General features: G+C 71.7%; 25 protein-coding genes and 1 pseudogene. 9 read left to right on the forward strand and 17 right to left on the reverse strand.

The annotated features are described in order from the left end of the window. The first annotated feature begins 131 nt into the window (after positions 1-131). Entirely contained in the window at positions 132-605 is a 474-nt protein-coding gene (locus E6R60_RS06035) for a GNAT family N-acetyltransferase (RefSeq protein ID WP_240802407.1), read from the forward strand. A gap of 8 nt (positions 606-613) precedes the next feature. On the opposite strand, the gene E6R60_RS06040 is transcribed toward E6R60_RS06035, so the two are convergent. The 4 genes from E6R60_RS06040 to E6R60_RS06055 form a co-directional block, all read right to left on the reverse strand. Then, on the reverse strand, positions 614-1,375 hold the full coding sequence (locus tag E6R60_RS06040; protein WP_136325351.1) for a hypothetical protein: 762 nt from the start codon (positions 1,373-1,375) through the stop codon (positions 614-616). 374 nt (positions 1,376-1,749) lie between these two features. Beyond that, positions 1,750-2,871 carry an adenylate/guanylate cyclase domain-containing protein gene (locus tag E6R60_RS06045; protein ID WP_206309322.1) on the reverse strand — a complete coding sequence of 374 codons (1,122 nt, stop codon included), beginning with the start codon at positions 2,869-2,871 and terminating at the stop codon, positions 1,750-1,752. Then, positions 2,868-3,317, reverse strand: a complete 450-nt coding sequence (locus E6R60_RS06050; protein ID WP_136325352.1) for a universal stress protein — start codon at positions 3,315-3,317, stop codon at positions 2,868-2,870. The genes E6R60_RS06045 and E6R60_RS06050 overlap by 4 nt, the downstream gene beginning before the upstream one ends. Before the next feature lie 127 nt (positions 3,318-3,444). Further along, on the reverse strand, positions 3,445-4,050 hold the full coding sequence (locus E6R60_RS06055; protein WP_136325353.1) for a DUF4291 domain-containing protein: 606 nt from the start codon (positions 4,048-4,050) through the stop codon (positions 3,445-3,447). A gap of 277 nt (positions 4,051-4,327) precedes the next feature. Between E6R60_RS06055 and E6R60_RS06060 the strand changes: the two genes are divergently transcribed. Then, the gene (locus E6R60_RS06060; RefSeq protein ID WP_136325354.1) at positions 4,328-5,056 is read left to right on the forward strand and encodes a VC0807 family protein; all 729 of its coding nucleotides are present in this window, start codon (positions 4,328-4,330) and stop codon (positions 5,054-5,056) included. A 68-nt stretch (positions 5,057-5,124) separates the two neighbouring features. On the opposite strand, the gene E6R60_RS06065 is transcribed toward E6R60_RS06060, so the two are convergent. Both E6R60_RS06065 and E6R60_RS37190 read right to left on the reverse strand, forming a co-directional pair. After that, complete coding sequence (locus tag E6R60_RS06065; protein WP_136325355.1) at positions 5,125-6,624, reverse strand: CoA-acylating methylmalonate-semialdehyde dehydrogenase; 1,500 nt, start codon at positions 6,622-6,624, stop codon at positions 5,125-5,127. A 251-nt stretch (positions 6,625-6,875) separates the two neighbouring features. Next, positions 6,876-7,141: pseudogene (locus tag E6R60_RS37190) on the reverse strand (5-deoxy-glucuronate isomerase); the annotation flags it as partial. A gap of 115 nt (positions 7,142-7,256) precedes the next feature. On the opposite strand from E6R60_RS37190, the gene E6R60_RS06080 reads away from it, so the two are divergent. From E6R60_RS06080 to E6R60_RS06095, 4 genes are all read left to right on the forward strand, one after another. After that, a complete protein-coding gene (locus E6R60_RS06080) occupies positions 7,257-7,616 on the forward strand; it encodes a peptidoglycan-binding protein (RefSeq protein ID WP_240802408.1) in 360 nt (119 codons plus the stop codon). A 344-nt stretch (positions 7,617-7,960) separates the two neighbouring features. Then, entirely contained in the window at positions 7,961-8,158 is a 198-nt protein-coding gene (locus E6R60_RS06085) for a MarR family transcriptional regulator (RefSeq protein WP_136325357.1), read from the forward strand. A 159-nt stretch (positions 8,159-8,317) separates the two neighbouring features. Next, positions 8,318-8,626, forward strand: a complete 309-nt coding sequence (locus E6R60_RS06090; RefSeq protein WP_168713546.1) for a heavy-metal-associated domain-containing protein — start codon at positions 8,318-8,320, stop codon at positions 8,624-8,626. A gap of 104 nt (positions 8,627-8,730) precedes the next feature. Beyond that, the gene (locus E6R60_RS06095) at positions 8,731-11,142 is read left to right on the forward strand and encodes a heavy metal translocating P-type ATPase (RefSeq protein WP_136325359.1); all 2,412 of its coding nucleotides are present in this window, start codon (positions 8,731-8,733) and stop codon (positions 11,140-11,142) included. A 555-nt stretch (positions 11,143-11,697) separates the two neighbouring features. On the opposite strand, the gene E6R60_RS06100 is transcribed toward E6R60_RS06095, so the two are convergent. From E6R60_RS06100 to E6R60_RS06130, 7 genes are all read right to left on the reverse strand, one after another. Further along, positions 11,698-12,996, reverse strand: coding sequence for a citrate synthase (locus E6R60_RS06100; protein WP_136325360.1), 1,299 nt, complete (start codon positions 12,994-12,996; stop codon positions 11,698-11,700). Positions 12,997-13,193: 197 nt separating this feature from the next. Then, positions 13,194-15,467 (reverse strand): ATP-dependent RecD-like DNA helicase, encoded by a 2,274-nt coding sequence (locus tag E6R60_RS06105; protein ID WP_136325361.1) that lies wholly within the window; start codon positions 15,465-15,467, stop codon positions 13,194-13,196. 119 nt (positions 15,468-15,586) lie between these two features. After that, a complete protein-coding gene (locus tag E6R60_RS06110; RefSeq protein ID WP_136325362.1) occupies positions 15,587-16,780 on the reverse strand; it encodes an alpha/beta hydrolase in 1,194 nt (397 codons plus the stop codon). A gap of 135 nt (positions 16,781-16,915) precedes the next feature. Next, positions 16,916-17,227, reverse strand: coding sequence for a hypothetical protein (locus E6R60_RS06115; protein ID WP_136325363.1), 312 nt, complete (start codon positions 17,225-17,227; stop codon positions 16,916-16,918). A gap of 57 nt (positions 17,228-17,284) precedes the next feature. Beyond that, entirely contained in the window at positions 17,285-18,127 is an 843-nt protein-coding gene (locus E6R60_RS06120; protein WP_136325364.1) for a sugar phosphate isomerase/epimerase family protein, read from the reverse strand. Next, a complete protein-coding gene (locus E6R60_RS06125) occupies positions 18,124-19,269 on the reverse strand; it encodes a dihydrodipicolinate synthase family protein (RefSeq protein ID WP_136325365.1) in 1,146 nt (381 codons plus the stop codon). Before E6R60_RS06125 ends, E6R60_RS06120 begins: the two co-directional genes overlap by 4 nt. A 78-nt stretch (positions 19,270-19,347) precedes the next feature. Continuing rightward, a complete protein-coding gene (locus E6R60_RS06130) occupies positions 19,348-20,499 on the reverse strand; it encodes a Gfo/Idh/MocA family oxidoreductase (protein WP_136325366.1) in 1,152 nt (383 codons plus the stop codon). 165 nt (positions 20,500-20,664) lie between these two features. Here E6R60_RS06130 and E6R60_RS06135 point away from each other — a divergent pair, with 165 nt between their 5' ends. Next, positions 20,665-21,729, forward strand: a complete 1,065-nt coding sequence (locus tag E6R60_RS06135) for a LacI family DNA-binding transcriptional regulator (RefSeq protein WP_136325367.1) — start codon at positions 20,665-20,667, stop codon at positions 21,727-21,729. 137 nt (positions 21,730-21,866) lie between these two features. Further along, on the forward strand, positions 21,867-22,655 hold the full coding sequence (locus tag E6R60_RS06140) for a sugar phosphate isomerase/epimerase family protein (protein WP_136325368.1): 789 nt from the start codon (positions 21,867-21,869) through the stop codon (positions 22,653-22,655). A 90-nt stretch (positions 22,656-22,745) separates the two neighbouring features. On the opposite strand, the gene E6R60_RS06145 is transcribed toward E6R60_RS06140, so the two are convergent. Both E6R60_RS06145 and E6R60_RS06155 read right to left on the reverse strand, forming a co-directional pair. Further along, a complete protein-coding gene (locus E6R60_RS06145) occupies positions 22,746-23,186 on the reverse strand; it encodes a glutaredoxin domain-containing protein (RefSeq protein ID WP_136325369.1) in 441 nt (146 codons plus the stop codon). A 319-nt stretch (positions 23,187-23,505) separates the two neighbouring features. Further along, entirely contained in the window at positions 23,506-24,414 is a 909-nt protein-coding gene (locus E6R60_RS06155; RefSeq protein ID WP_136325370.1) for an EamA family transporter, read from the reverse strand. A gap of 100 nt (positions 24,415-24,514) precedes the next feature. On the opposite strand from E6R60_RS06155, the gene E6R60_RS06160 reads away from it, so the two are divergent. Beyond that, positions 24,515-25,423, forward strand: coding sequence for a LysR family transcriptional regulator (locus E6R60_RS06160; RefSeq protein WP_136325571.1), 909 nt, complete (start codon positions 24,515-24,517; stop codon positions 25,421-25,423). A gap of 7 nt (positions 25,424-25,430) precedes the next feature. On the opposite strand, the gene E6R60_RS06165 is transcribed toward E6R60_RS06160, so the two are convergent. Together E6R60_RS06165 and E6R60_RS06170 are read right to left on the reverse strand one after the other, a co-directional pair. Continuing rightward, positions 25,431-26,552: a hypothetical protein gene (locus tag E6R60_RS06165; RefSeq protein ID WP_136325371.1), complete on the reverse strand. Its 1,122-nt coding sequence runs from the start codon at positions 26,550-26,552 to the stop codon at positions 25,431-25,433. Then, on the reverse strand, positions 26,545-26,751 hold the full coding sequence (locus E6R60_RS06170; RefSeq protein WP_136325372.1) for a hypothetical protein: 207 nt from the start codon (positions 26,749-26,751) through the stop codon (positions 26,545-26,547). Before E6R60_RS06170 ends, E6R60_RS06165 begins: the two co-directional genes overlap by 8 nt. Positions 26,752-26,761 lie beyond the last annotated feature (10 nt).

The raw sequence follows: 26,761 nt of genomic DNA on the forward strand, positions 1-26,761 counted from the left end.
GGCGTAGGCACACTAGGGGTCTCCATGTGTCGAGCCTAAGCGGGCCGCCGCCCCGCCGACGCTGCCGTCAGGCGGAGCAACCCGGCCTCCTCAAGGCGTACGGCGACGCCCCCGCGTACTCTGCTCGCGGTATGCCCACGGCGCAGCCCGCCCCGACCATCGAAGGGCCCTTCATGGATAATCCGGCGGAAATCCGGCGCGCGACGACCGTTGCCGAACTGGTGGCGGCCCAACACCTCTACGACGGCCCGGCCCGCGCGGAGTGGGCGGCCCGCTTCCTCGCGGCGGACGGCCATCTGATGCTGATCGCGTACGTGGCGGGCGTCCCGGCCGGCTTCGTGTCGGGCATCGAGATGCTGCACCCCGACAAGGGCACGGAGATGTGCCTGTACGAACTCGCGGTGGACGATCCCCACCGCCGCCGCGGCATCGGCCGCGCACTGACCCAGGCGCTGGTGGCGGTCGCCCGGGAGCGGGGCTGTTACGACATGTGGGTCGGCGTGGACCTCGACAACGACGCCGCGCAGGCGACGTACCGTTCGGCGGGCGCGGTGGACGACGAGCGCTTCGCCACGCTGACGTGGACGTTCGACACGGCGGAGTGAGCGGGGTCTCAGCTCTTGAGGTCGGACATCAGGTCGCGCATGTCGCTGATCATCGCGGCCTTGTGGGGGGCGAGATCCGGCTGCGTCCCGGCGTTGTCGGGCACCTGTCCCTCATCGCCCTGCCAGTTCGTGGAAGCGGAGATGCTCAGCGAGAGGACGGCCCCGCCCTCCAGCACCCGCAGCTCCTGCTCCCTGCCTTCCGAGGAGAGCAGGTACGCCTTGTCGCCCAGCTCCGGAACCGCCTCGACCTCGGCCTCCGGGTCGACGCCGAACTCGGTCGCGTTCCGCTCCGCCTCGAATTCGGCCCGGGGGTCGGTCTTCTTGTGCAGGGCGATCCTGACGGTGACTTCGTAGCCGACCGACCAGCCCTCGTCCTCCAGCCCCTGCTGTGCGCTCGCCGACCAGAGGGGGATGAAGCACACGGCCCGGTCGAGGGCGGCGTGCCTCAGCACCCCCATGTCCATGCGGCCCTCGGTCTCCCTCGGCGCGATCGCCGCGCCGATCGACTTCAGCCGCACCGCCGCACAGGGGTCCTTGCCCAGCCGGTACCCGTGCAGGTCGGGCGTCCCGTCGCGCGGCCCGTCCGCGAACAGCACCGCCCCCCACACGGCCGACGTCACCACGGCCCCGCCGAGTGCCCACAGCCACCGGGCACCCGGCCTCGGCGCTCGCGGCGGGCGGTCCTCTTCCGGCTGCGGGCCGGAATGGTCCAGCACTTCACGTGGGGCGGGCGTGTCGAAAGCCCCCGCCATCTCCGGCTCGGAAATCATCCCGCTCCCCCTCGGTCACCCGTCGCACCCCGTACCTCAGCGCCATGATCCCCCACGGTCCGCTCGTCCGGGGCGGTTCGCGCCACCTGCCCGGGCGCCCCCGGCGGAGCCCGATCCGGTCAGGGCGCGGGCGCCTCCCTCGGCCCGGGCGGGGGAAGTTCAGCACCGGAGGATCGCCCCGGGTCCGGGCGATGTGCGGGCGGGCGCGGTGCGGCCGCCGCCCGTCGCCGGTCGCACCGGCGCGTCGTCCGTACGGCCCCGGGAGAGGAACGGGCCCGCGTCGTAGGCGATCACCGGGGTGCTGAGCCGACCGCACGCGCGGACAGCACGCGGGCGAGCGGATCGAGCGGCCCGCACCCGCGCGCCCGAGTGCGTCAGCGGGGCCGCGCGTCCCCACGCGGAGGGGTCTTCGGCCGTCGCAGCAGTACGGGACGCAGCCTGCTGTAGCCGCGCACCGACACCGGGCGGAGCGGGGTGAGGTCGTAGGCAGGCGTGCCCGCCAGCTCGGCGGCGCATTCCGTGTCGACCAGGACGGTGCCGGGGCGGGCCACGGCGGTGAGCCGGGCGGCGATGTTGACCGCTGCTCCGTAGACGTCGCCGTAGCGGCTGAGTACGGCGCCTCGGGCCAGCCCGGTCCGTACCTGCGGGAGCCCTGCTTCCGCTTCGGAGCGTGCGGTGAGCTCCAGGCCTATGCCGGCGGCGTCGGACGCCGACTCGCACACGAAGAACACCTCGTCGCCGATGGTCTTCACCACCCGCCCGCGCCCTTCCGCGACCACGTCGCCGGTCAGACTCTCGAACCGGTCGAGCACCCGGGCGAGTTCGAAGGCGTCCAGCCCACGGGTCATCCGCGTGTAGCCCACCATGTCGGTGAACCCCACCGCCCGGTCGCGGACATCGCCATCGCCCGCGCCCCGCGGCCCTCCGCCCGGGGCCGGCCCCGCCGGCTCGGCCTTGCGCCCCGCTGCCCCCTCCGGCGGCGGGGCCGCCCGCTCCCGCGCATCGGCGGTCAACCGGTCCGCGTACGCGGCGAGGTGCCTCCGCCACACATGCCGCTGCATCAGCTCGATCTCCGGCAGGAGCTTCGCGGCGTGCCCCATCAGCTCCCCCGCGCCCGGGTCGTCCGAGCGGTGCTCCATCCACGTCCAGAGGGTGTGCACCTGCCATTCGGCGAGCCGGGACAGATGGTGCCCGAGGGCCCGCGCCATCATCGTCTCGTTCTCCTCGGTGATCACTCCGGCCTCGATGAGCCGCTCCCCGGCCCGCAGCGCCTCCACGTCGCCGTCCGTGAACACCCGCGCGTCGTCGTCGACCGTGGGGAAGCCGAGCGCACGCCAGATCTGCACCGTCCGCTCGGGCCGCACTCCGGCGCGCTCGGCGGTCTCGCGCCTCGTCCAGACGCGGCCGGTGCCGAGCAGCACCTCCTCGACGGTCCGGTGCGGCCGGTCCCCGTCGGGCGGGGCCACCGGCTCCGACGGAGGCTCGGCCGCGCTCACGTGGTGTGGACGATCAGCACGTCGAGACCTGCCCGCCTGGCGATGTCCGCGGGTACGGAGCCGAGGATGCGCCCGGCGAGTGAGCGCAGCCCCCGGTTGCCGACCACCACGAGATCGGCGGCGGACTCCCGGGCGACCTGTACCAGTGCGGGGACCGGTTCGCCCTGCACCGCGACCGTCCGCACACGCACCGCCCCCTGCGCACGGGCCCGCTCACCGGCGGTACGGAGCGTGCTCTCGGCGGGCGCGGACCCCACCACCTGGTACGCCTCCGCGCCCAGTTGGTCCCGCGCCCGGTCCAACTCGGTTCCTCGCATCGGCAGATAGGCGCAGGCGACCACGAGCTCCGCCTCGCAGGCCGCGGCCAGGCGGGCCCCCGCCTCCACCGCCGATAACGAGGACTCCGAACCGTCGGTGCCGACCATGACCGTCCGATAGGCAGTCAAGACAAACTCCTTACTCCAGAGTCAACTTACTCAGGAGTAAGATAGAATGCAGGCCCGCCACCGGACAAGAGGGAGGACGTGCGCCTGATCGACGGCACCACTCCGAAAGGCCGGGCGAGAGCGCGATTCACCCCGTCCCCGGGGCCACCCCCGTTGCCGGGTACGGTCGTTCTTCCGGCAGGAGCCGTGCGGCCTCGTCGTTCCGGCCCGCCCGCACCAGTGCGTGGATCCGCCGCGCCAGGGGGGTCACGTCGCGGATCGCCACCGTCCACTCGTCCGCGTACCGCCGCGCCGCCTCCCCCGCGAGGCCGAGCTGGAGGGAGCGGTACGGGAGCCGGTTCAGGTGCAGGTCGCGCTCCGGGTCCCACTGGACGCGGGCCGGGGCGTGACGGAGGTCGCGCTTCCAGGTGGCGAGGTCGGGGTGCAGTCCCCGTACGTAGTGCGAGAGTTCGGCGTTGCGCAGCGCCCAGTCGAAGCCCGCGCGGGTGATCTCGACGGCCAGGACGGTCTCCTGGCCCTCCTTCGTCGCCCACCCGCAGCGATACATCATCCACAGGAAGCTCGGCTTGATCCACGTCATGCGGTCGCGCTTCCAGGCGGGTGGGAAGCGGCCGTCGCGGGCGGCGGGGAGGCCGAGGGACGGGGAGTACGCCTGGTAGACGGTGACCGTCGTGCCGGTGTGGAGCGCGCGGATCTCGTGGTGGGGCGGGGCGGTTGCGGTGAGAGCGGTCATGGAGGCATCCCAGCAGCGCCGGGCGCGGCGGTCGAGCGGGTTTCCCGGCCGTCGCCGGGAAGCGGGAAGCGACGTGCGCGCTCAGGGGGCGGGCCGGGCGGAGCCGGGTGCTCATCTCGCTCTCGGCTCCGTTGCCGGCCGTGCACGGCCGGGTGCTGACATTTGTCATGCGGAGGCCGGTACTCCTGGCTCTGCCGGTGACCGGGGCCCGGCGGCCAGTCTGTACGTATCGAGAGCGGGAGCCGCGAGGGCGCCGCCGATACGGGAGGAACCCGTCATGAGCAGCCCGGCCGCCACCGTCACCGCACCCGCTGCCGACGCCTGTGCCCCGGCCGGCGCCGCTTCGTTCTCGCCCCGCAGAGCCCTGCTGGACAGCATGATGCCGCTGCTCGTGGACGTGGCCGTGCCGCTCGTCTCGTACTACCTGCTGAAGGCGGCGGGGATGGGGACGTTCGGCGCGCTGGCCTGGAGCAGTGTGGTGCCGGCGGTACGGACGGCGTGGGGTGTGGTGCGCGAGCGGCGGCTCAACGGGCTCGCGGCGCTGATCGTGACGGTCAACGCGGTGGGACTGCTGCTGAGCCTGGTGGCGGGTGACCCGCGGCTGATGCTCCTCAAGGACAGCGGCGTCAGCAGCACCGTCGGGCTGGTGGTCCTGGTGACCGCGCTGCGCGGGCGGCCGATGATGTCGGCGGCGCTGCGGCCGTGGCTGACCCGGGGCGAGGCGGCCAAGTCCGCCGCCTGGCAGCGGCTTTCGTCGGAGTCGGAGGCGTTCCGGCGGGCCGAGGTGCGGTTCTCCGCGGTGTGGGGCGCGGCGCTGCTGGGCGAGTGCGCGGTGCGGGCCGTGGGCGCGTACACCGTGCCGGTCGAGACGATGGTGTGGGCCGGCACGGTGATCCTGGTGGCGGCGATGGTGCTGGCGTTCGTCGTCTCGGGGCGGGTCGCGGTCGGCCCGCTGGAGCGGATGATCGAGGAGTCGGCCGGCGCGGAGCGCGGAACCGGTCGCTGACCTCGTCGGGAACCGCTGCAGGGCCGCCCCGGGGGAGCGGCCCTGCAGTGCTGTACGGGGGGGGCGCGTCAGTGGTTGCGCGGGAAGCCGAGGTCGACGCCGGAGGGGGCGTCGGCCGGGTCCGGCCAGCGGGTGGTGGTGACCTTGCCACGGGTGTAGAAGTGCACGCCGTCGTTGCCGTAGATGTGGTGGTCGCCGAAGAGCGAGTCCTTCCAGCCGCCGAAGGAGTGGTAGCCCACCGGCACCGGGATCGGGACGTTGATGCCGACCATGCCGGCCTCGATCTCCAGCTGGAAGCGGCGGGCGGCGCCGCCGTCGCGGGTGAAGATCGCGGTGCCGTTGCCGTACGGCGAGGCGTTCATCAGCGCCACGCCCTCCTCGTACGTGTCGACGCGCAGCACGCACAGGACCGGGCCGAAGATCTCGTCCTTGTACGCGTCCGAGTCGGTGGAGACGTTGTCGAGGAGGGAGAGGCCGATCCAGTGGCCGTCCTCGAAGCCCTCGACCGTGTGACCGGTGCCGTCGAGGACGACGTCGGCGCCCTGGGCGGCCGCGCCGGTGACGTAGGAGGCGACCTTGTCACGGTGGGCGGCGGTGATCAGCGGGCCCATCTCGGACGCCGGGTCGTTGCCGGGGCCGATCTTGATCTTCTCGGCGCGGTCCTTGATCCGCGCGACGAGGTCGTCGGCGACGGAGCCGACCGCGACGACCGCGGAGATCGCCATGCAGCGCTCCCCCGCGGATCCGTACGCGGCGGAGACGGCCGCGTCCGCGGCGGCGTCGAGGTCCGCGTCCGGCAGGACCAGCATGTGGTTCTTCGCACCGCCGAGCGCCTGGACGCGCTTGCCGTTGGCGGACGCGGTGGCGTGGATGTAGCGGGCGATCGGGGTCGAGCCGACGAAGGAGACGACGGCGACGTCCGGGTGGTTCAGCAGGCCGTCGACGGCGACCTTGTCACCGTGCAGGACGTTCAGGACGCCGTCCGGCAGACCGGCCTCGGAGGCCAGCTCGGCCAGCAGGTTGGCGGCCGACGGGTCCTTCTCGCTGGGCTTGAGCACGAACGTGTTGCCGCAGGCGATGGCGAGCGGGAACATCCACATCGGCACCATGGCCGGGAAGTTGAACGGCGTGATGCCGGCGACGACACCGATCGACTGCCGGATCGAGGAGACGTCGACCCGGTTGGAGACCTGGGTGGACAGCTCGCCCTTGAGCTGGGTGGTGATGCCGCACGCCAGCTCGACGATCTCCAGGCCGCGGGCGACCTCGCCGAGCGCGTCCGAGTGCACCTTGCCGTGCTCGGCGGTGATCAGGGCGGCGATCTCGTCGCGGTGGGCGTCCAGCAGCGCACGGTAGCGGAAGAGGATCGCGGTGCGGGTGGAGAGCGACGAGGTCCCCCAGGTCGCGTACGCGTCCTTCGCGGCGGCCACCGCGGCGTCGACCTCGTCCGGGGAGGCGAGCGCCACCTGGGTGGTGACGGCTCCGGTGGCCGGGTCGGTGACCGGGCCGTAGTTGCCCGAGGCGCCCTCGACAGTCTTGCCACCGATCCAGTGGTGGACGGTCTTCATCCTGTGTCTCCTTCAGAGGTGACGGCGTCGGGCGGTGAGGCGTCGTCCGTACTCTTCCCGTGCAGTGACCGCCTACGGGCGAGTGGCCTTTTCGGCTACGTCAACATCCCACCACGCCCGCGTCGGAGCCGGGCCCGACACAGTGTCTGCCGTTTCGGTACTGGCGTAGACACAAGGGGGAAGGGAGGGCCGGGGGCGCGGGGGCATGTCGTCCGGGGCGGGCGCCTCGCCGACGCGGTGCCGGGCCTGCGGGGTACCTCCGGCGCGGGGCCGTAGCGAGCGGGGAGTCGTCGCTCGCACTTCGCTCCTGCCAGGGCGAAGCGGCCCCCTGCGCCGGAGGCGATCGGTGCATGGGCCGCACGCGGTACGTACGCGAAGTCGGAAGCCCCCCGCTGAACGCGCTTGTCCGGCCCAGCAGTTCAAAGATCTCATCTGAGATGTGCACCGTACAGCCACCGGTCAACGGCAGTACGCGCCACTCGCTCTCCCCGGTGACAAGTGCGTGAACTCCTCACGGCCCCGGTTCCTCCCTCCGCCGGCTCCAGTGACGTGCCCGCGGTCCGCGCTGTTGTCCTCGGTGACAGGACGGGGTTCGCCGCCGCCGTCACCGCACCGTTCAAGGAGTACCCGCCGTGATCCGTACGACTCCCCCCTTCCGCCGCACGGCCCTGGCCGCGCTCGCCCTCGCCTCCGCGATCGCCCTGGCCCCGGCCGCCGCGGCCGACGCGAACAACGCGCCCCCGCCCGGTTCCAGCCCCGTCTGCGCCTTCTACGACGGGGACGGGCCGACCGCATTCGGTGATCGGGGTGAGCGCGTCTCCCAGGTGCAGTGCATGCTCGCGAACCGGCGCTACCTGCCGTGGGAGGCACTGGACGGCGTGTTCGGCGCCCGGACCCTCGTCGCGGTCCAGCGCTTCCAGGCCGACCACCCGCCGCTCCTCCCGGACGGCTTCGTCGGCCCGCGCACCTGGTCGGCGCTCTGGCACGCCTGAGGACCGGGGTGCGCCCGGGAGCCCTTGACGCCCGGGCGCACCCCAGCCTGACGCCCGCGGCGCGCCCGGGGCCCTCGGGCGCGCCGGCTCACCCCGCCGCCGCAGGGCCTGGCCCCGGGCCCCGCCTCGCTCGCCCCATGCGTTCCTTATGTCTCAGTGGTGACCTCCACGTCACACATGTCTCCGTTACGCGGGTTTTCCGTCACAGGCGATCGACAGGCCCACCCCGGCTTGGGTCACCCTCGTTCACCGGTCGGAGGCTGAGTGATCGACAGCGTCCGCGCCGCAGCTCCCCCGACGGCCCCAGGGCCACCGCTGCGGCGCAGAGCAGAGAGGTGGCACGTATGACGGACAGAAGGCTCTGGTCCTACAAGGACATCGCCGCGCACATCCGGGTGCAGCCGGACACCGTCCGCTCCTACCGCAAGCACGGCCTTCTTCCGGCGCCGGACCACGTGGAGAGCGGTAAGCCCTACTGGTACGCGGACACGATCCGCGCCTGGGTCGCCGCACGTCCCGGCAACCGGGGGCGCCGGGAGTGACCGCCCCTCACCCGTCCGGCGGCACACCACCCGGACCCCCTCGCATTCATACCCCCTAGGGGTATATAGTCATGAGTGTGGAGGCGCACCGGCCTTCCCGGAGTTCCCCTGGGCCCCTGCCGCCACATCCATTTTGTGCTCGTCGAAGAGGAGAACACGATGACCGCCGAGACCCAGCTCCCCCAGGCGACCGGCTCCTGCTGCTCGCCCAGCGGCTCCTGCCACGACGGTGCGGGCGCGGACACCGGGCAGGGCGGCGTCACCACCGTCTACCAGGTGACCGGCATGACCTGCGGGCACTGCGAGGGCGCGGTCTCCGAGGAGATCTCCGCCATCGAGGGTGTCACCTCCGTGAAGGCGGTGGCGTCCACCGGGCAGGTGACGGTGGTCTCCCGGGCCCCGCTGGACGAGGAGGCCGTGCGCGCCGCCGTCGACGAGGCGGGTTACGAGCTCGCCGGCCGCGCCTGACCGCACCGGGATCCACAGCACACGCGTCCCCCTTTGCCGCCGGGCCGGTCCGACCAGCAGATACTGGTGGGGCACGGCCCGGTCGGCGTTTTTGGAGTTCGGACATGCACAGCGCAACAGATGTCGAGGTCCCCGCGGCGGAGAGCTCGGAGGCCGAGCTCACGATCGGCGGGATGACCTGCGCGTCCTGCGCGGCCCGCGTCGAGAAGAAGCTGAACCGGATGGACGGGGTCACCGCCACCGTCAATTACGCGACCGAGAAGGCGCGCGTCGCCTTCGGCCCCGGAACCGGCCTCGCGGACCTGATCGCCACGGTCGAGAAGACCGGCTACACCGCGAAGCCCGTCCCGCCGCGCCCGGCGCCGAAGCCACCCACCCGGACGCCCGCCCCCGCACCCCCGGACGCGGCGGCGTCGGGAACGAAGGTCTCGGGAACGACGGCATCCGGCACCACGGCCACCGCCCCGGTTCCGGGAGCCGGTCCCGGGGCAGAGGCCGACGAGCCCGACACCGACACCGACCCCAACGCCGACGAGGCCCCCACACCCGCCCTCGCCTCCCTGCGGCAACGGCTGCTCGTCTCGGCCGTCCTCGCCGCCCCCGTCGTGGCGCTCGCGATGATCCCGGGCCTCCAGTTCGACAACTGGCAGTGGCTCTCCCTCACGCTCGCCTCCCCCGTCGTCATCTGGGGCGGGCTCCCCTTCCACCGCGCCACCTGGACGAATCTCCGGCACGGCGCGGCCACCATGGACACCCTGGTCTCGGTCGGGACCCTCGCCGCGTTCGGCTGGTCGCTCTGGGCGCTGTTCCTCGGCGACGCCGGGATGCCGGGCATGCGGCACGGCTTCGACTTCACGGCCTCCCGCGCCGACGGCGCCTCCACCATCTATCTGGAGGTCGCGGCCGGGGTCGTCACCTTCATCCTGCTGGGCCGCTATCTGGAGGCGAAGTCCAAGCGGAAGGCCGGTTCCGCGCTCCGCGCGCTGATGCACCTGGGCGCCAAGGACGTCGCGGTCCTGCGGAACGGTACGGAGGTACGCGTCCCCGTGGGCCGGCTCGCCGTCGGTGACCGCTTCGTCGTCCGCCCAGGCGAGAAGGTCGCCACCGACGGCACCGTCGTCGAGGGCGCTTCGGCGGTGGACGCGTCCATGCTCACCGGGGAGTCCGTCCCGGTGGACGTGCGGGCCGGGGACTCCGTCACCGGTGCCACGGTGAACGTCTCCGGCCGGCTGGTCGTCGAGGCCACCCGCGTCGGCGCCGACACCCAGCTGGCCCGGATGGCGAAGCTGGTCGAGGACGCGCAGAACGGCAAGGCCGAGGTGCAGCGGCTCGCCGACCGGATCTCCGCGGTGTTCGTCCCCGTGGTCCTGCTGATCGCGCTGGCCACCCTGGTCGTCTGGCTGCTGGTGACGGACGACGTGACGGCCTCGTTCACGGCCGCCGTCGCCGTACTGATCATCGCGTGCCCCTGCTCCCTCGGCCTCGCCACCCCGACCGCCCTCATGGTCGGTACCGGACGCGGCGCCCAGCTCGGCATCCTCATCAAGGGCCCCGAAGTCCTGGAGACGACACGTCGCATCGACACGATCGTCCTCGACAAGACCGGCACCGTCACGACCGGCAAGATGACCCTCCAGACCGTCCACACGACGGACGGCGTCACCGAAACCGACGTCCTGCGCCTCGCCGGAGCCCTGGAACACGCCTCCGAACACCCCATCGCCCAAGCCGTCGCCACCGCAGCCGCCCAGCGCACCGGAGCCACGCTGCCCACCCCCGAGGACTTCGCCAACATCCCCGGACTCGGCGTCCGGGGCAGCGTCGAAGGACACACCGTCCTCGTCGGCCGTCCCCGTCTGCTCACGGAAGCCGGCATCGCCCTCCCCGACGCCCTGTCCGCCGCCCTGACGGAGGCGGCTGCCCGGGGCCGCACCGTGATCGCGGTCGCCTGGGACGGCGTGGCACGCGGTGCCCTCGAAGTCGCCGACGCGGTCAAGGGAACCAGCGCGGCCGCCGTCGCCGATCTCCGCGCACTCGGCCTGACGCCGATCCTGCTGACCGGCGACAACCGGGCGGTGGCCGAATCCGTGGCCCGTGCGGTCGGCATCGACGAGGTGCGCGCCGAGGTGCTGCCCGAGGAGAAGGCGCACGTCATCGGGCGCCTCCAGGCCGAGGGGCGGGCCGTCGCCATGGTCGGTGACGGGGTCAACGACGCGGCGGCGCTGGCCACCGCGGACCTGGGTCTGGCCATGGGAACGGGTACGGACGCCGCGATAGAGGCGAGTGATCTGACGCTCGTTCGTGGAGATCTCAAGGTGGCAGCGGATGCCATCCGGCTCTCCCGGCGCACCCTGGCCACCATCAGGGGCAACCTTTTCTGGGCATTCGGCTATAACGTCGCTGCTCTACCCCTTGCGGCATTTGGCCTGCTCAGCCCTATGATTGCGGGAGCGGCGATGGCCTTCTCCTCGGTCTTCGTCGTGACCAACAGCCTGCGCCTGCGGTCCTTCACGTAATTTCCACAAAGAGACTTAGATCACACCGGTTCAGGGGTAACCATTCGGTGGGCTCGCGAGTCTTAGAGTGCGATGCCAAAGGATGTCTTGGGGGACGTCCGACGGAGGGTCTTGGGGGACACTCCGGGCAAGCGTTGGCCGGGGCACGTGCACCGGGGAGCTTTGAGCGGCCCTCCCGTCCGTACGTACCCCGGCAGACCGCACGCGGCAGGCGCAGTCGGTCCGAGGAACAGCGCGGCACCAGCAGGACCCAGCAGTACCGAGGAACCCAGGAGCTTCGGCTCCCACTGAACGCCCGGCCGGATCCCGTGGGGGGAATCCGCTCCGGGATATGGGAAGCGCCTCGTTGTCGGCCCGTGGGGGGATCGATGACGGGGCGCTTCTCGCTTTCCGGCGGGAGCGCTCCCGCCCCGTCGGCGGCCCGGCCCGGGGACCCAGCGGCCCGGGCAAAGCAAATCGCCCCGGACACCGCGCTCTGTGCGAAAGCGCGGTAGTCGGGGGCGAAGGCGACCGGCCCGTCAGGGCCGGGTGGTGCGGGGGTGGTCCGGAATCAGGTCAGCGACCCTCGACCGGGACGAAGTCGCGCAGGACCTCGCCGGTGTAGATCTGGCGCGGGCGGCCGATGCGGGAACCCGGCTCCTTGATCATCTCGTGCCACTGGGCGATCCAGCCCGGAAGCCGGCCGATCGCGAAGAGCACGGTGAACATCTCGCTCGGGAAGCCCATGGCCCGGTAGATCAGACCGGTGTAGAAGTCCACGTTGGGGTAGAGGTTGCGCGAGACGAAGTACTCGTCGTTGAGCGCGTGCTCCTCCAGCTTGAGCGCGATGTCGAGCAGCTCGTCGGACTTGCCGAGCGAGGAGAGCACATCGTGGGCCGCGGCCTTGATGATCTTGGCGCGCGGGTCGAAGGACTTGTACACCCGGTGGCCGAAGCCCATCAGGCGGACGCCGTCCTCCTTGTTCTTCACCTTCTGGATGAAGCTGTCGACGTCGCCGCCGTTGGCCTGGATGCCCTCGAGCATCTCCAGCACCGACTGGTTGGCGCCGCCGTGCAGCGGGCCCCACAGCGCCGAGATGCCGGCGGAGATCGAGGCGAACATGTTCGCCTGCGAGGAGCCGACCAGACGCACGGTGGAGGTCGAACAGTTCTGCTCGTGGTCCGCGTGCAGGATGAGCAGCTTCTCCAGCGCCGAGACGACGACCGGGTCCGGCACGTACTCCTGGGCGGGGACCGAGAAGGTCATGCGCAGGAAGTTCTCGACGTAGCCGAGGTCGTTGCGCGGGTAGACGAACGGGTGACCGATCGACTTCTTGTACGCGTACGCCGCGATGGTCGGCAGCTTGGCCAGCAGCCGGATCGTCGAGAGGTGTCGCTGCTCCTCGTCGAACGGGTTGTGGCTGTCCTGGTAGAACGTGGACAGCGCGCTGACGACCGAGGACAGCATGGCCATCGGGTGGGCGTCGCGCGGGAAGCCGTCGAAGAACCGCTTGACGTCCTCGTGCAGCAGCGTGTGCTGGGTGATCTCGTTCTTGAAGGCCGACAGTTCGTCGACCTTCGGAAGCTCACCGTTGATGAGCGTGTACGCGACCTCAAGGAACGTCGACTGCTCGGCGAGCTGCTCGATGGGGTAGCCGCGGTACCGCAGGATGCCCTGCTCGCCATCGAGGTAGGTGATGGCCGATTTATAAGCAGCGGTGTTGCCGTATCCGCTGTCCAGCGTCACCAGACCGGTGTTCGCCCGGAGCTTCCCGATGTCGAAGCCCTTGTCGCCGACGGTGCTGTCGATCACCGGGTAGGTGTACTCGCCATCGCCGTACCGCAGTACCACAGCGTTGTTGGTGTGCTCGCTCACGTCATCCCTCACCGACGTAGTGCCTCTTCTTCGAGGTTCCCTGACTGTCTCCACCCTCCCCCATTTGGCTCAGGAGAGTGCACTCGGGGTCGTCCATTGGACCTACTCGCGGCACTGAGTGCCGCGAACTTATTCATCCTGCCCCCTTGACTGCGGTTGCGGAAGACCTCCGTGATGTTTCCCACCGATTTGATCGATCATTTTTTCGGGGATCCTCCTTCCGCCCCGCCGCGGAGCCGGTAATCCAGCGCCGTACAGCGTCTGCCTGCGGAAACCGTGCGGACCGCCTGGCCGATCGCCTGCCGCGATCCGACCAGCACGACGAGCTTCTTGGCCCGCGTCACGGCCGTGTACAGCAGGTTCCGCTGGAGCATCATCCAGGCGCTCTTCGTCACGGGGATGACGACGGCCGGGTACTCGCTGCCCTGGGAGCGGTGGATCGTCATGGCGTACGCGTGGGACAGCTCGTCGAGCTCGTCGAAGTCGTAGGAGATCTCCTCGTCCTCGTCCGTCAGCACGCTCAGCTTCTGTTCGTCCAGGTCAAGGGCGGTGACGACGCCGACGGTCCCGTTGAAGACGCCGTTCTCCCCCTTGTCGTAGTTGTTGCGGATCTGGGTGACCTTGTCGCCGACGCGGAACACCCGGCCGCCGAACCGCTTCTCCGGCAGGCCGGGGCGGGCGGGGGTGATGGCCTGCTGGAGGAGCCCGTTGAGATGGCCGGCTCCGGCCGGGCCCCGGTGCATGGGAGCGAGCACCTGGACGTCCCGGCGCGGGTTCAGCCCGAACTTGGCCGGGATGCGACGGGCGGCGACGTCCACGGCGAGGACACCGGCGTCCTCCGTCTCGTCCTCCACGAAGAGGAAGAAGTCGCTGAGCCCCTGGGTGAGGGGCGGTACGCCGGAGTTGATCCGGTGGGCGTTGGTGACGACGCCGGACTGCTGGGCCTGACGGAAGATGGTGGTCAGCCGGACCGCCGGGACAGGGCCGCCGTCGGCGAGCAGATCGCGCAGCACCTCCCCCGCGCCGACCGAGGGCAGCTGGTCCACATCGCCGACGAGCAGCAGATGGGCGCCGGGCGCCACGGCCTTGACGAGCTTGTTGGCGAGCAGCAGGTCGAGCATGGACGCCTCGTCGACGACGACGAGGTCGGCGTCCAGCGGGCGGTCCCGGTCGTACGCCGCGTCGCCGCCCGGCTTGAGCTCCAGGAGCCGGTGCACGGTGGAGGCATCCGCACCGGTCAGCTCGGAGAGCCGTTTGGCCGCCCGCCCGGTGGGCGCCGCCAGCACCACTTTCGCCTTCTTCGCGCGGGCCAGTTCCACGATCGACCGGACGGTGAACGACTTGCCGCAGCCGGGCCCTCCGGTCAGCACGGCCACCTTCCGGCTGAGCGCGAGCCGCACGGCGGCCTCCTGCTCGGGCGCCAGCGTCGCGCCGGTGCGGCCCGCGAGCCACTTCAACGCCGCGTCCCAGTCCACGTCCCCGAAGGCCGGCATCCGCTCCTCCGGGGTCCGCAGCAGCCGCCGGACCTGCGCGGCGAGGGAGATCTCGGCCCGGTGGAAGGGCACCAGATACACGGCCGTGACCGGCTCCCCGCCCTCGGGCGACGGCACCTTCTCCCGTACGACGCCTTCGGGCTCCGCGGCGAGTTCGGCCAGGCACTCGATGACGAGCCCGGTGTCGACCTGGAGGAGCTTGACCGCGTCCGCGATGAGCCGTTCCTCAGGCAGGAAGCAGTGCCCCTGATCGCTGGACTGCGACAGCGCGTACTGCAGCCCGGCCTTGACCCGTTCCGGGCTGTCGTGCGGAATGCCGACGGCCTGGGCGATCCGGTCCGCGGTCAGGAAGCCGATGCCCCAGACGTCGGCGGCCAGCCGGTAGGGCTGGTTCTTGACGACGGAGATCGAGGCGTCCTCGTACTTCTTGTAGATGCGGACGGCGATGGAGGTCGAGACGCCGACGCTCTGGAGGAAGATCATGACCTCCTTGATCGCCTTCTGCTCCTCCCACGCGGCGGCGATCATCTTCGTCCGCTTCGGCCCGAGCCCGGGGACCTCCACCAGGCGCTTCGGCTGCTGCTCGATGATGTCGAGGGTGTCCACGCCGAAGTGGGTGGTGATCCGGTCGGCCATGACGGGTCCGATGCCCTTGATCAGCCCGGAGCCGAGGTAGCGGCGGATGCCCTGGATGGTGGCGGGGAGGACGGTCGTGTAGTTCTCCACGGTGAACTGCTTGCCGTACTGGGAGTGGGAGCTCCAGCGCCCCTCCATCCGCAGCGACTCGCCCGGCTGCGCGCCGAGCAGCGAGCCGACGACGGTGAGCAGATCGTTGCTCCCCCGCCCGGTGTCGACGCGCGCGACGGTGTACCCGTTCTCCTCGTTGGCGTACGTGATCCTCTCGAGTACGCCTTCCAGGACGGCCATGTGCGGGGTGGGTGATGTCGCGGACGACGTCGTCGAGGACCTGGTGGACATGCCTGCGACGGTACCGGGCGGAGCTGACATCGGGGGGCCGGTCCTCGTCCCCGTGGCCGCGGGAGGGAGCCGCCACGCGCTGCGCGGGCGGCCGTGCTCATGCCCGGGCCCCGGCCCGGCTACTGAAACGCGACCTCTGGATGGATGGCCCCTGGGCCGTCGAGGAGTGGCTGGCGCATGCCTCGCAGGTGAAGGCCGAAGAAGGCCGACACGTAGTCGCGGGTGATGCGCCAGCCGCGTGCGCCGGAGAGCGGCACGGCGGGGTCCGACAGGCCCAACTGCCCGGCCAGATACGGCAGGTCCGTGAAGGAGAAGTGTTCTGCCCCGTCCACGGTCAGCCAGCGCTTCCAGCCGTGGAGGTGTCTCCACGCCTCGGACCAGTCGGTCGTGGGGGCCCCGGGGCTGTGTGTGGATGCGGCGCCGATCATCAGGAAGGGGCGCCCGCCCAGACCTGTCCCGGCGGGGTGCACGAAGAAGTCGCCGTCCAGGTCGGCCCCCGCCCGCACGCGACGGTCGGCGGCCATGGTCGCCGCCGCGGCCGCACCGCCGATGGAATGCCCGCCGATTCCGATGCGACTCGGATCGATCACCCGGGACAGCCCTCCGGCCCCTCGGCCGTGGGTCAACTCATCGATGACGAAGGACATGTCCTTGGCCCGTACGCGCACGACGGCGGCCTGTTCCTCCCGCGTGCCGACCTGTTCACAGGCCGCACAGGTCAGGATCCGGCCACCCGGAAAGGCAGTCCCGACGGATTCGTACGCGTGGTCCACCAAGGCGACGACGTAGCCGCGACTCGCGAGGTCCTCCGCGATCGAGGTGAGTGTCGCGCGCGGCATCGAGAAGCCCGGGGAGAGCAGCACCAGGGGGAAGCGCCCTGCCGCAGGGCGGGCGTCCGTCCGCGCGTGGGTACGCGCCCCGGCAACCACCGCGCGGGGCACGACGCCGCCGAGTCCCCTCGCCTCCAGGAGGAGTTGAGCCTCCTCGTCCGTCATGTAAGCCGCCGGTGGCCCGCTCGTGGTACGGGCCGGATAGGAGACGGTCACCATCAGCTCCCGGTGGCCGGATGCCGGCACCCACGGATCGGTGCGGCTGCGGTCGACCAGGTGCAGGGTGCGGCGGCCGACGGAGTACGGGCCGGTGAGGGGCGGCAGTTCCAGCCCGCTGCTGTAGGCGGCTCGGGGTGCGATCCGCGCGGGGCCGGCGGGGGCGGCCGAGGCGGTGCCCGAAAGGGGCACGGACAGGGCCAGGGTGAGCAGAACGGCGGCAGCCGCCCTGCGGGGATCGGGGTGTCCGGGGCGCCTTGGGGTCATGCAGTCGAATCTAGAATCCGGCTCCCCGCAACACATGCTCCCCCAGTACCAGTTGGGCGTACCTCTGTCGATGGATCCCGTCAGACCCAGGCATCGGACACATGGGGGCGAATGCACCGTGGGCGCGGCGACGGGTCATCCCGTCTGCGCCTTGATGTGGTGGACGACCTCGTTGAACTCCTTCGTCGGCGAGAAGTCGAGGTACTCGCAGTTCTCGAGCGCTTCCGGGGCATGACCGGGCGCCCAGGAGAACGTCTGCCCCGCCTCGTAGACGTCGTCGCCGCGCTTCGTCCGCGTCTTCAGGCGGCCCTTGACGCGGGCGGGGCCGGTGCCACGACGAAACAGGGCCCGGTCTCTCGACCGGGCCCCACTCGCTTTCCCCCCTCGCCGGGCTTCCCATCCCCCCGGAAGCGTCCGACGGAAAAGATGACCCGGCAGGGTGGTCAAAGGTTGTACCCCTTGGCCATCTCTTTACCCGGAGGCCGTGGGCCGCCGCTCACCGGCTCAGCAGGCGTGCTCCACGTACCGGGCCGCGACCTCCGCCAGCACCTCGGCGCCGTCGCGTGCCCAGAGGGCCTCGTTGAAGATCTCGACCTCGATCGGACCGTCGAAACCGGTGGCCTCGACCGCCGTACGGAAGGCGCGGAAGTCCACGCTTCCGTCGCCGAGCTGGCCTCGGCCCAGGAGCACGCCCGCCGGGAGCGGGGTGATCCAGTCGGCCAGCTGGAACGAGTGGATGCGGCCTGCCGCGCCCGCCCTCGCGATCTGGGCGGGCGCCTGGTCGTCCCACCACAGGTGGTACGTGTCGACGACCACGCCCACCCGGTCGGCCGGGAAGCGTTCCGCGATGTCCAGGGCCTGCGAGAGGGTGGAGACCACGCAGCGGTCCGAGGCGAACATCGGGTGCAGCGGCTCGATGGCCAGGCGCACCCCTCGTTCGGCCGCGTACGGGAGGAGTTCGGCCAGGGCGTCCGCGACGCGTTCGCGCGCGCCGTGGAGGTCCTTGTCGCCTTCCGGGAGACCGCCCGAGACCAGGACCAGGGTGTCGGTGGACAGCCCGGCCGCCTCGTCGAGCGCCGCGCGGTTGTCGTCCAGGGCGCGGGCCCGCTCGGCCGGGTCGAGGGCGGTGAAGAAGCCGCCCCGGCAGAGGCTGGTGACGGACAGGCCGGAGTCGGACAGGAGCCGGGCCGTGGCCTCGACGCCGTACTCCTGGACCGGGGCGCGCCACAGGCCGACCTTGTCGATGCCCGCCTTCCCGCAGCCCTCGGCCAGCTCGGGCAGCGACCACTGCTTGATGGTCTCCTGGTTGAGGGAGAGCCGGGAGAGATCGTTACGGGTACCGGTCACCGGGAGCCTCCGTGCACCGTGAGCAGGGCGCGCATCCGGGACTCGGCGAGCTCCGGGTCGGGGAACAGGCCGAGGCGGTCGGCCAGTTCGTACGCCTTCGCCAGGTGCGGCAGGGAGCGGGCCGACTGGAGCCCGCCCACCATCGTGAAGTGCTCCTGGTGGCCGGCCAGCCAGGCGAGGAAGACCACGCCCGTCTTGTAGTAGCGGGTCGGCGCCCGGAAGAGGTGGCGGGACAACTCGACCGTGGGGTCGAGGAGTTCGCGGAAGCCCTTCGTGTCGCCCGTGTCCAGGACCCGTACGGCGTGCGCGGCCAGCGGGCCCAGTGGGTCGAAGATGCCGAGCAGGGCGTGACTGAAGCCGCGGTCGTCGCCGGCGATCAGCTCGGGGTAGTTGAAGTCGTCCCCGGTGTAGCAGCGCACCCCGCTCGGGAGACGGCGGCGGACATCGATCTCGCGCTCCGCGTCCAGGAGGGAGATCTTGATGCCGTCGACCTTGTCGGGGTGCTCCGCGATGACCTGGAGGAAGGTCTCGGTGGCCTGGTCGAGGTCGGCGGAGCCCCAGTAGCCGTCCAGAGCCGGGTCGAACATCGGGCCGAGCCAGTGCAGCACGACCGGTTCGGTGGCCTGGCGCAGGAGATGGGCGTACGTCTCCAGGTAGTCCTGCGGGCTCTTCGCCGCCGCGGCGAGCGCGCGGGAGGCCATCAGGATGGCCTGGGCCCCGCTCTCCTCGACGAGGGCCAGCTGCTCCTCGTACGCGGAACGCACCTCGGCGAGCGTGGCCGGGCCGGCGGGGAGCTGGTCCGTGCCGACGCCGCAGGCGATGCGGCCGCCGGCCGACTTGGCCTCGGCAGCCGAGCGGCGGATCAGCTCCGCGGCGCCGGCCCAGTCCAGGCCCATGCCGCGCTGGGCGGTGTCCATCGCCTCGGCGACGCCCAGGCCGTGCGACCAGAGGTGGCGGCGGAAGGCGAGGGTGGCGTCCCAGTCGACGACGGCCGGCGAGTCGGGGCTGACGTCGGCGTACGGGTCGGCGACGACATGGGCGGCGGAGAAGACCGTACGTGAGGTCAGGGGTGCGCCGCCGGGGGCGAGGCCGAGCGGGGTGGCGCGGGGCTCGTACGGGCCGTGCGGGAGGTGGATCGTCATGGGGTCAGCTCCGGTGCTCCCTGGGGGAGATAGGCGGTCACAGGGCGGGTTCCGGTTCTCCCCGCGGAAGGCGGGCGGTCACAGGGTCAGCTCCGGGACGTCGTAACGGCGGCCCTCAGCGGAGGACTTGAGGCCGAGCTCGGCGAGCTGCACGCCGCGGGCGCCGGCCATCAGGTCCCAGGTGTAGGGCTCGTCGAGGACGATGTGGCGGAGGAACAGCTCCCACTGGGCCTTGAAGCCGTTGTCGAAGACCGCGTTGTCCGGGACTTCCTGCCACTGGTCGCGGAAGGACTCGGTGACCGGGAGGTCGGGGTTCCACACCGGCTTGGGCGTGGCGGAGCGGTGCTGGACGCGGCAGTTGCGCAGGCCGGCGACGGCGGAGCCGTGCGTGCCGTCCACCTGGAACTCGACGAGTTCGTCGCGGTTGACGCGCACCGTCCAGGAGGAGTTGATCTGGGCGACCGCGCCGCCCTCCAGCTGGAAGATGCCGTACGCGGCGTCGTCCGCGGTCGCGGCGTACGGCTTGCCGTGTTCGTCCCAGCGCTCGGGGATGTGCGTCTGGACGTGCGCCTGGACGGTGGTGACCCGGCCGAACAGCTCGTGCAGCACGTACTCCCAGTGCGGGAACATGTCGACGACGATGCCGCCGCCGTCCTCGGCGCGGTAGTTCCAGGAGGGGCGCTGGGCCTCCTGCCAGTCGCCCTCGAAGACCCAGTAGCCGAACTCGCCGCGCACGGAGAGGATCTCGCCGAAGAAGCCGCCGTCGATGAGGCGCTTCAGCTTCAGCAGGCCCGGCAGGAAGATCTTGTCCTGGACGACGCCGTGCTTGATGCCGGCGTCCCGGGCGAGGCGGGCGAGGTCGAGGGCGCCCGCGACGTCGGTGGCGGTGGGCTTCTCGGTGTAGATGTGCTTGCCGGCCGCGATGGCCTTCTTGATCGCCTCGACACGGGCCGAGGTGACCTGCGCGTCGAAGTAGATGTCGATGGTGTCGTCGGCGAGGACCGCGTCGAGGTCGGTCGACCACTCGGTCAGGCCGTGCTGCTCGGCGAGCGCCTCCAGCGCGTGGGCGCGGCGGCCGACGAGGACCGGCTCGGGCCAGAGCACGTCGCCGTTACCGAGATCGAGGCCGCCCTGCTCCCGGATCGCGAGGACCGAGCGCACCAGGTGCTGCCGGTATCCCATGCGACCCGTGACGCCGTTCATGGCGATGCGCACTGTCCTGCGTGTCACGAAAGTTCCTCCATACAGCCGTAGCAAGCGCTTTCTATGCGGTATGACGCTAGCCTGCCGACAGCGGCCTGGACAAGAGGGGGCGCGCTGATTGGTCTGAGCCGGTCCCGGTGCCCTCCGGGTCCGGTGCCGGTCCCTCCCCCTCATCACTCTCGGAGGAATGCGATGACAGTCACCCTGGCGGACGTGGCGGCTCGCGCCCGGGTGTCCCCGGCCACCGTCTCCCGTGTGCTGAACGGCAACTACCCGGTGGCGGCGTCCACTCGGGAGCGGGTCCTGCGGGCGGTGGACGATCTGGACTACGTGCTCAACGGGCCGGCGAGCTCCCTCGCGGCGGCCACGTCCGACCTGATCGGGATCCTCGTCAACGACATCGCCGACCCGTTCTTCGGGATCATGGCGGGCGCGGCGCAGACGGAGATCGGCGGCCCGGGCGACGGTTCGGGCCGGGCGGGCGGCGAGAAGCTCGCGATCGTCTGCAACACCGGCGGTACCCCGGAACGCGAGCTCACCTACCTCACCCTGCTCCAGCGCCAGCGCGCCGCCGCGGTCGTCCTCACCGGCGGTGCGATCGAGGACCCGGCCCACCAGGCCGCCATGTCCGCGAAGCTGGCGAAGCTCGCGGACGCGGGGACCCGGGTGGTGCTGTGCGGGCGGCCCCCGCTGCCCGACAACGCCTCCGTGCTGGCCGCGCTGGCCTTCGACAACCGCGGTGGCGGCCGGCGCCTCACCGAGCACCTGCTCTCGCTGGGCCACCGCACCATCGGCTATGTCGCGGGCCCGGTCGAGCGGACCACGACCCGCCACAGGCTGGAGGGGCACCGCGACGCGATGAAGGCCGGAGGGCTCGTGGGCGACGAGGAGCGGCTGACCGTGCACGGCTCCTACGACCGGCGCTCCGGCTACGACGCCACGGTCGAACTCCTGCGCCGCGAACCGGAGATCACCGCCGTCGTGGCGGCGAACGACACGGTGGCCCTGGGCGCCGCGGCGGCGATCCGCGACCGCGGGCTGCGCATCCCCGAGGACATCTCGGTGGCGGGCTTCGACGACCTGCCGTTCTCGGTGGACGTGGTCCCGGCCCTGACGACCGTACGGCTGCCGCTCTTCGAGGCGGGCGCCCGGGCGGGCCGGCTGGCGACGGGCAAGGAGGCCCCGCCGCCCGGCGGCATCGCGACGATCGCGGCGGAGCTGATGGTGCGGGGCTCCACGGCCGCGCCCCGGGAGTGAGCCCGGCCGCGCGGACCGGCGTCACGAGATTCCCTCCCGGAAGCCCGGGTACGAGGGACGAGTGCCCAGAGCCGACGACGTACCCACAGCCCGGTGCGTACGGTGCTGGGGCACGTACCGACGGAAGGGACACGCACGTGAAGCTCGCTTTCTCCACCCTCGGGGTTCCGGGGCTGCCGATGACCGAGGTCGTCCGGCTGGCCGCCGAGCACGGCTACCAGGGGGTGGAACTGCGCGCCCACCCCGAGGAGCCGGTGCACCCGGGACTGTCGAAGCACGAACGGGGTGCGGTGGCCGATGAGTTCAAGCGGGGCGGGGTCGAGATCCTCACCGTGGCCGGTTATGTGCGGGCGGCCGCCGAGGGGGACGACCAGCCGGTGCTGGACGAGCTCGCCGGGTTGATCGAACTGGCCGGGGACCTGGGCGCGCCCCACGTCCGGGTGTTCCCCGGGGGCGGCGACCAGGACCCCGCCACCGCGGACGCGACCGCCGCGCGCCGCCTGGCAGCCGCCGCTCCGTACGCCGCCGACCTGGGCGTACGCGTCCTGCTGGAGACCCACGACTCGCACCGCGCGGGGGCCGACGCGGCCCGGATCGTCGGCACGGTGGGGCACGGGAGCATCGGCGCGCTGTGGGACGTCATGCACACATGGCTGGCGGGTGAGGAGCCGGTGGCGAGCCATGCCGTGCTGGCCCCGCACCTGGGATACGTACAGGTGAAGGACATCGCCTCGGCCGAGGACACCACTCCGGTGGCGCTGGGCGCGGGGGTGCTGCCGCTGCGGGCGTGCCTGGACACGCTGGACCCGGAGACCTGGGTCTGCTGGGAGTACGAGAAGCGGTGGTATCCGCAGGCCGCGGACCTGCCGGGGATGCTCGCCGCCGGGCGCGAACATCTGCTGCGGCTGGGCGCGCCGAAGGGCTAAGGGCTGTCCCGGCCGGAGCCGGCGTCCGGACCGGCTGGTACCCAGTGAGTCAGCGCCTGATGCGGACGCTGCCGGCGGGGGCAGCGCCGCTCACGTGGGGGGAGAGAGCTGCGCCCGCACCCACGCGGGATCGGGGTTGACGTGCGGCCGGCCCGCGACCACGACGGTCGGCACGGTCTCGTCACCGCCGTTGGCCGCCCGCACCGCCGCTGCCCCGGCCGGGTCGCGCCAGATGTCGACCCAGTGCAGCTGGTGGGCGCTGCGGCCCAACCGGAGCCGCATCCGCAGGCAGTACTTGCAGCCGGACCTCCAGTAGACGATCGGCCGGCCGTCGGCCGCGCTACGGCGCTGCGCCTCCGCCGCGCCGATCGGCCGGGGGAACGCCAGCGGCGAGTACAGCCCCGCGAGCAGGACGAACGTGAGCAGGAGCAGGGGAACGGCGGTGCCGGGGAACCCCCTGACCGCCCACGCGGTCGCGAGAAGCGAGCCGCAGACCAGGAACAGCATCGGCAGGATCCATGCGCGCGTCATGGTGACGCAGGCTATCGGTGGCACGTGAGAGGGAGGCGTGCGCCGGTGTCCATTTCCAGCTGGTGAGGAGCAGGGTCGCCGGCCACGGTGCTCGGCCGCTCCCGCTTCCTGGTGAAGCTGCCGGTGTCTCCCTCGGTGAGGATGCCGAGCCCGACCAGGCGTTTCGGCTCGGTGCGGGCGCCTTCGACGTGCTTAGGCAGCACTGCGTGGCCGAGGGCTTCCCGGGCCCGCAGCGGCCCGATCGCCCCGTCGAAGACGGCGAGGATGCGCGGGTGGTCCGGACGCTCGGGAAGTTCCGGCGGGGATGCGAACCGCCCTCTCAGAGCGGTACGGGGGCCGCCTCCGGAAGTTCCGGGGCTGCCGCCGGGGTCCGCCGCGCCCCGGCGAGCGAGGTCAGCGCCACCCCGCCCACCAGCAGCGCCGCCGCGCACCACCGCAGCGGGCTCACCGACTCGTCGAGCAGCAGGGCGGCGGACGACATCCCGAAGACCGGTACGAGCAGGGTGAACGGGGCCACGGACGAGGCCTGGTACCGGCTGAGCAGGAAGCCCCATGCCCCGAAGCCGAAGACCGTGACGACCCAGGCGACGTAGACGATGATCCCGGCGCCGCTCCAGTCGAGCCCGGCGAGCGCGTCCCGGTCGCGGTCCCAGCCCTCGAAGAGCAGGGAGAGCCCGAGCAGGGGCAGGACGGGCACGGTGGAGACCCACACCATGAAGTTGAGGGAGTCGGACGGGGCGGCCTTGCGGGTCAGGACGTTCGACACGCCCCAGCAGGCCGCCGCCGCTATCACCAGGACGAAGGCGAGCACCGGCCCGCTCGCGCCCTCGTCGACAGCCGCCACCCCGATGCCGGAGAGCGCCACGGCCATGCCCAGCAGCTTCAGCCTTCCGGGGCGTTCACCCAGCACGAGCGCGGCGAGGATCGCGGTGAAGACCGCCTGCACCTGGAGGACCAGGGAGGAGAGTCCGGCGCCCATCCCCCGGTCCATGCCGATGAAAAGCAGACCGAACTTGGCCACCCCCAGGGCCAGCCCCACCCCCACGATCCACTTCCACGCGACCTTCGGCCGGCCGACGAAGAACAGCGCGGGCAGCGCCGCGACCAGGAAGCGCAGGGCCGAGAAGAGCAGCGGCGGGAAGTGGTCGAGCCCGAGCTCGATGACGACGAAATTGACGCCCCAGAGGGCGGCCACGAGGACGGCCAGGGCGATGTGGAGGGGACGCATGCACCGAGGATCGCGCGCACGGACCATGTAGCACCAGCACGGATTTCTACATGGTGGAATGCAGTGTTGCTAACGAATCAACGGGACCATGGAGGCTCCGGTGCTCGATCTCGCCCGACTGCGCGCCCTGCACGCCATCTCCGTCCACGGTTCCGTCGCGCGGGCGGCGGCCGCGCTCGGCTACACCCCGTCGGCGGTCTCGCAGCAGATCACCAAGCTGGAACGGGAGACGCGGACGACCCTCCTTGAGCGTCGCGGCCGCGGTATCGCCCTGACGGAGGAGGCCGTCCATCTGGCGGCCACCGCCCAGGAGTTGCTGGCGATCGTGGAGCGTGCCGAGACCTCGCTGGAGGAGCGCCGGGGGCTGCCGACGGGGCGGCTGTCGATCGGCGCGTTCGCCTCGGCGGCGCGCGGGCTGCTGCCCGGTGTGCTGGCGGAGCTGGACCGCGAGCACCCGGCCCTGGACGTCCGGCTGACCGAGGTCGACCCGCACCTCTCGGTGGACCTGGTGGCCAAGGGTGTGATCGACCTGGCCGTCGCGCACGACTGGGACATCGCCCCGCTGCCCGCCCCGGAGGGCGTGGCGCAGGCGGTGATCGGCGACGACCGGTGCGATCTGCTCGTGCCGACGGGCCACCGGCTGGCGGGCCGGGACGGGGTGCGGCGCGAGGAGCTGGCGAGGGAGCGGTGGATCTGCCAGCCGCCGGGGACGGTCTGCCACGACTGGCTCGTACGGACGCTGCGCACGGCGGGCTACGAACCGGACATCCGCCACCAGGCCGAGGAGAACCACACCCAACTCGCCCTGCTCGCCGCCGGTCTCGGGGTCGCGATGATCCCCCGCCTGGGGCGTGGGCCGCTGCCGGACGAGGTGGTGGCGGTGCGGATCGATCCCGTACCGGTGCGGCGGCTGTACGCACTGTGGCGCACGGAGGCGGCGCGCCGCCCGGCGATCACGGCGGCGGTCTCGGCACTCCAGGCGCACGGGGCGGCGGCGGGGCTGGGGTGACGCCCGCTCAGATCGCTCCTGACTCCTTGAGCCGGCCAAGCACGGCCACGCTGCGCGGGTCGATGTCCGCGGAAAGGTCCAGGAACCGCTCGGCTTCCTCGGCGGCGAACCCGCGGAGCACGCACTGCTCCGCGAGCTCCACGGCCCAGGGAGCGAGGCCGACCCGCTCCACCCTCCCTGTGCAGAGCCAAGAGAACAGGGAGCCGGCGAGCCATGCCCCGATGCGCGTCGTCCACCGTTCGGCGAAGTCGCCGTCGGTCTCCATGCCCATGCGCGCGGCCTCTCGGCGTACTTCGGCCATGCGCTCCCGGGTGACGGTCCGAGGATGCGGCATGAGGTCCCGCAGCAGGATCCTCACGTCGACCCAGTCAGGCCTTTCCTCCGAATCCTCGCTCCCCGCGGACACCATCTCGGGCGGGGGCTCGGGCACAGCCAGCCGCCGGGGCGGAAGAAGCGCTACCAGAGCTGCGCGGACAGCGGCGGCGTTGTCCCGGTTCATCGCGATCCGCACCCCTGGGCCCTCGGTTCCCCAGGCATCGGCCAGACCGCGCACCTCCGGCGGCAGCAGGGGTGTCTCCCCCTCCTGGGGCTGTCGGCCCAGCGCCTGATTGCGCGGCCTGCGCAGCAGGATGAGCCACTCTCGGACAACCTGCCGGTCGGCGCGGTCCAGCGTGTCATCGACCACGAGTCGCAGCAGTGCCGCCTCACCGTGGGGTGCGCCCAGCCCGTACAGCAGGCGCACACCGGCGAACGCGTACAGGTTCATCCTCACCCAGCGCTCAGCCAGCGCGGCAGCCGCCTCGGGTGCCAGCAGCCCTGCCTCCTCCCGCCGCTTGTTCAGGGCTTCCAGCAGATGCTGCGCTTCGGACATCCGGCGTTCGCGCTCCCGCTCCCGCGCGAAGAGATGTTTCTGCTCCGGAGTGAGCGGAGGATGCGGTTCTGGGACCTCCGTGCTCCGGTACTGCTCCCACAGCTCGTCCGTCCAGCCGTCCGGTTTGACGCGCAGCACATGCTCTTCGGCCTCTGTGCGCCCGTACAGCTCCCACAGCTCGTCCGTCCATTCGGCCGACGGCGCCTCGTACGCGTCGAGCGCCGCCTTCAAGGCCTCGAGGTCCGACCGCTCACCCATGATTCCCCGCTTCCGCATCCGCGCCACCACCATCGCAGTCGCCGCCCCCACCGATCCGGCACACCTGGGCACCGGTCTTCCCCGTCAGCTCCTGGCCGATCCCCGTCGCCACCAGTACCCCGACGAGCGCCACGACCACCAGGACCAGGCCCAGGTACTCCATGGCCGTCTGACCCAGATCACGCCGCCACAGAATCATCCGCTCGATA

The organism is Streptomyces sp. A0642 (genome assembly GCF_004795105.1).
Lineage (GTDB): Bacteria > Actinomycetota > Actinomycetes > Streptomycetales > Streptomycetaceae > Streptomyces.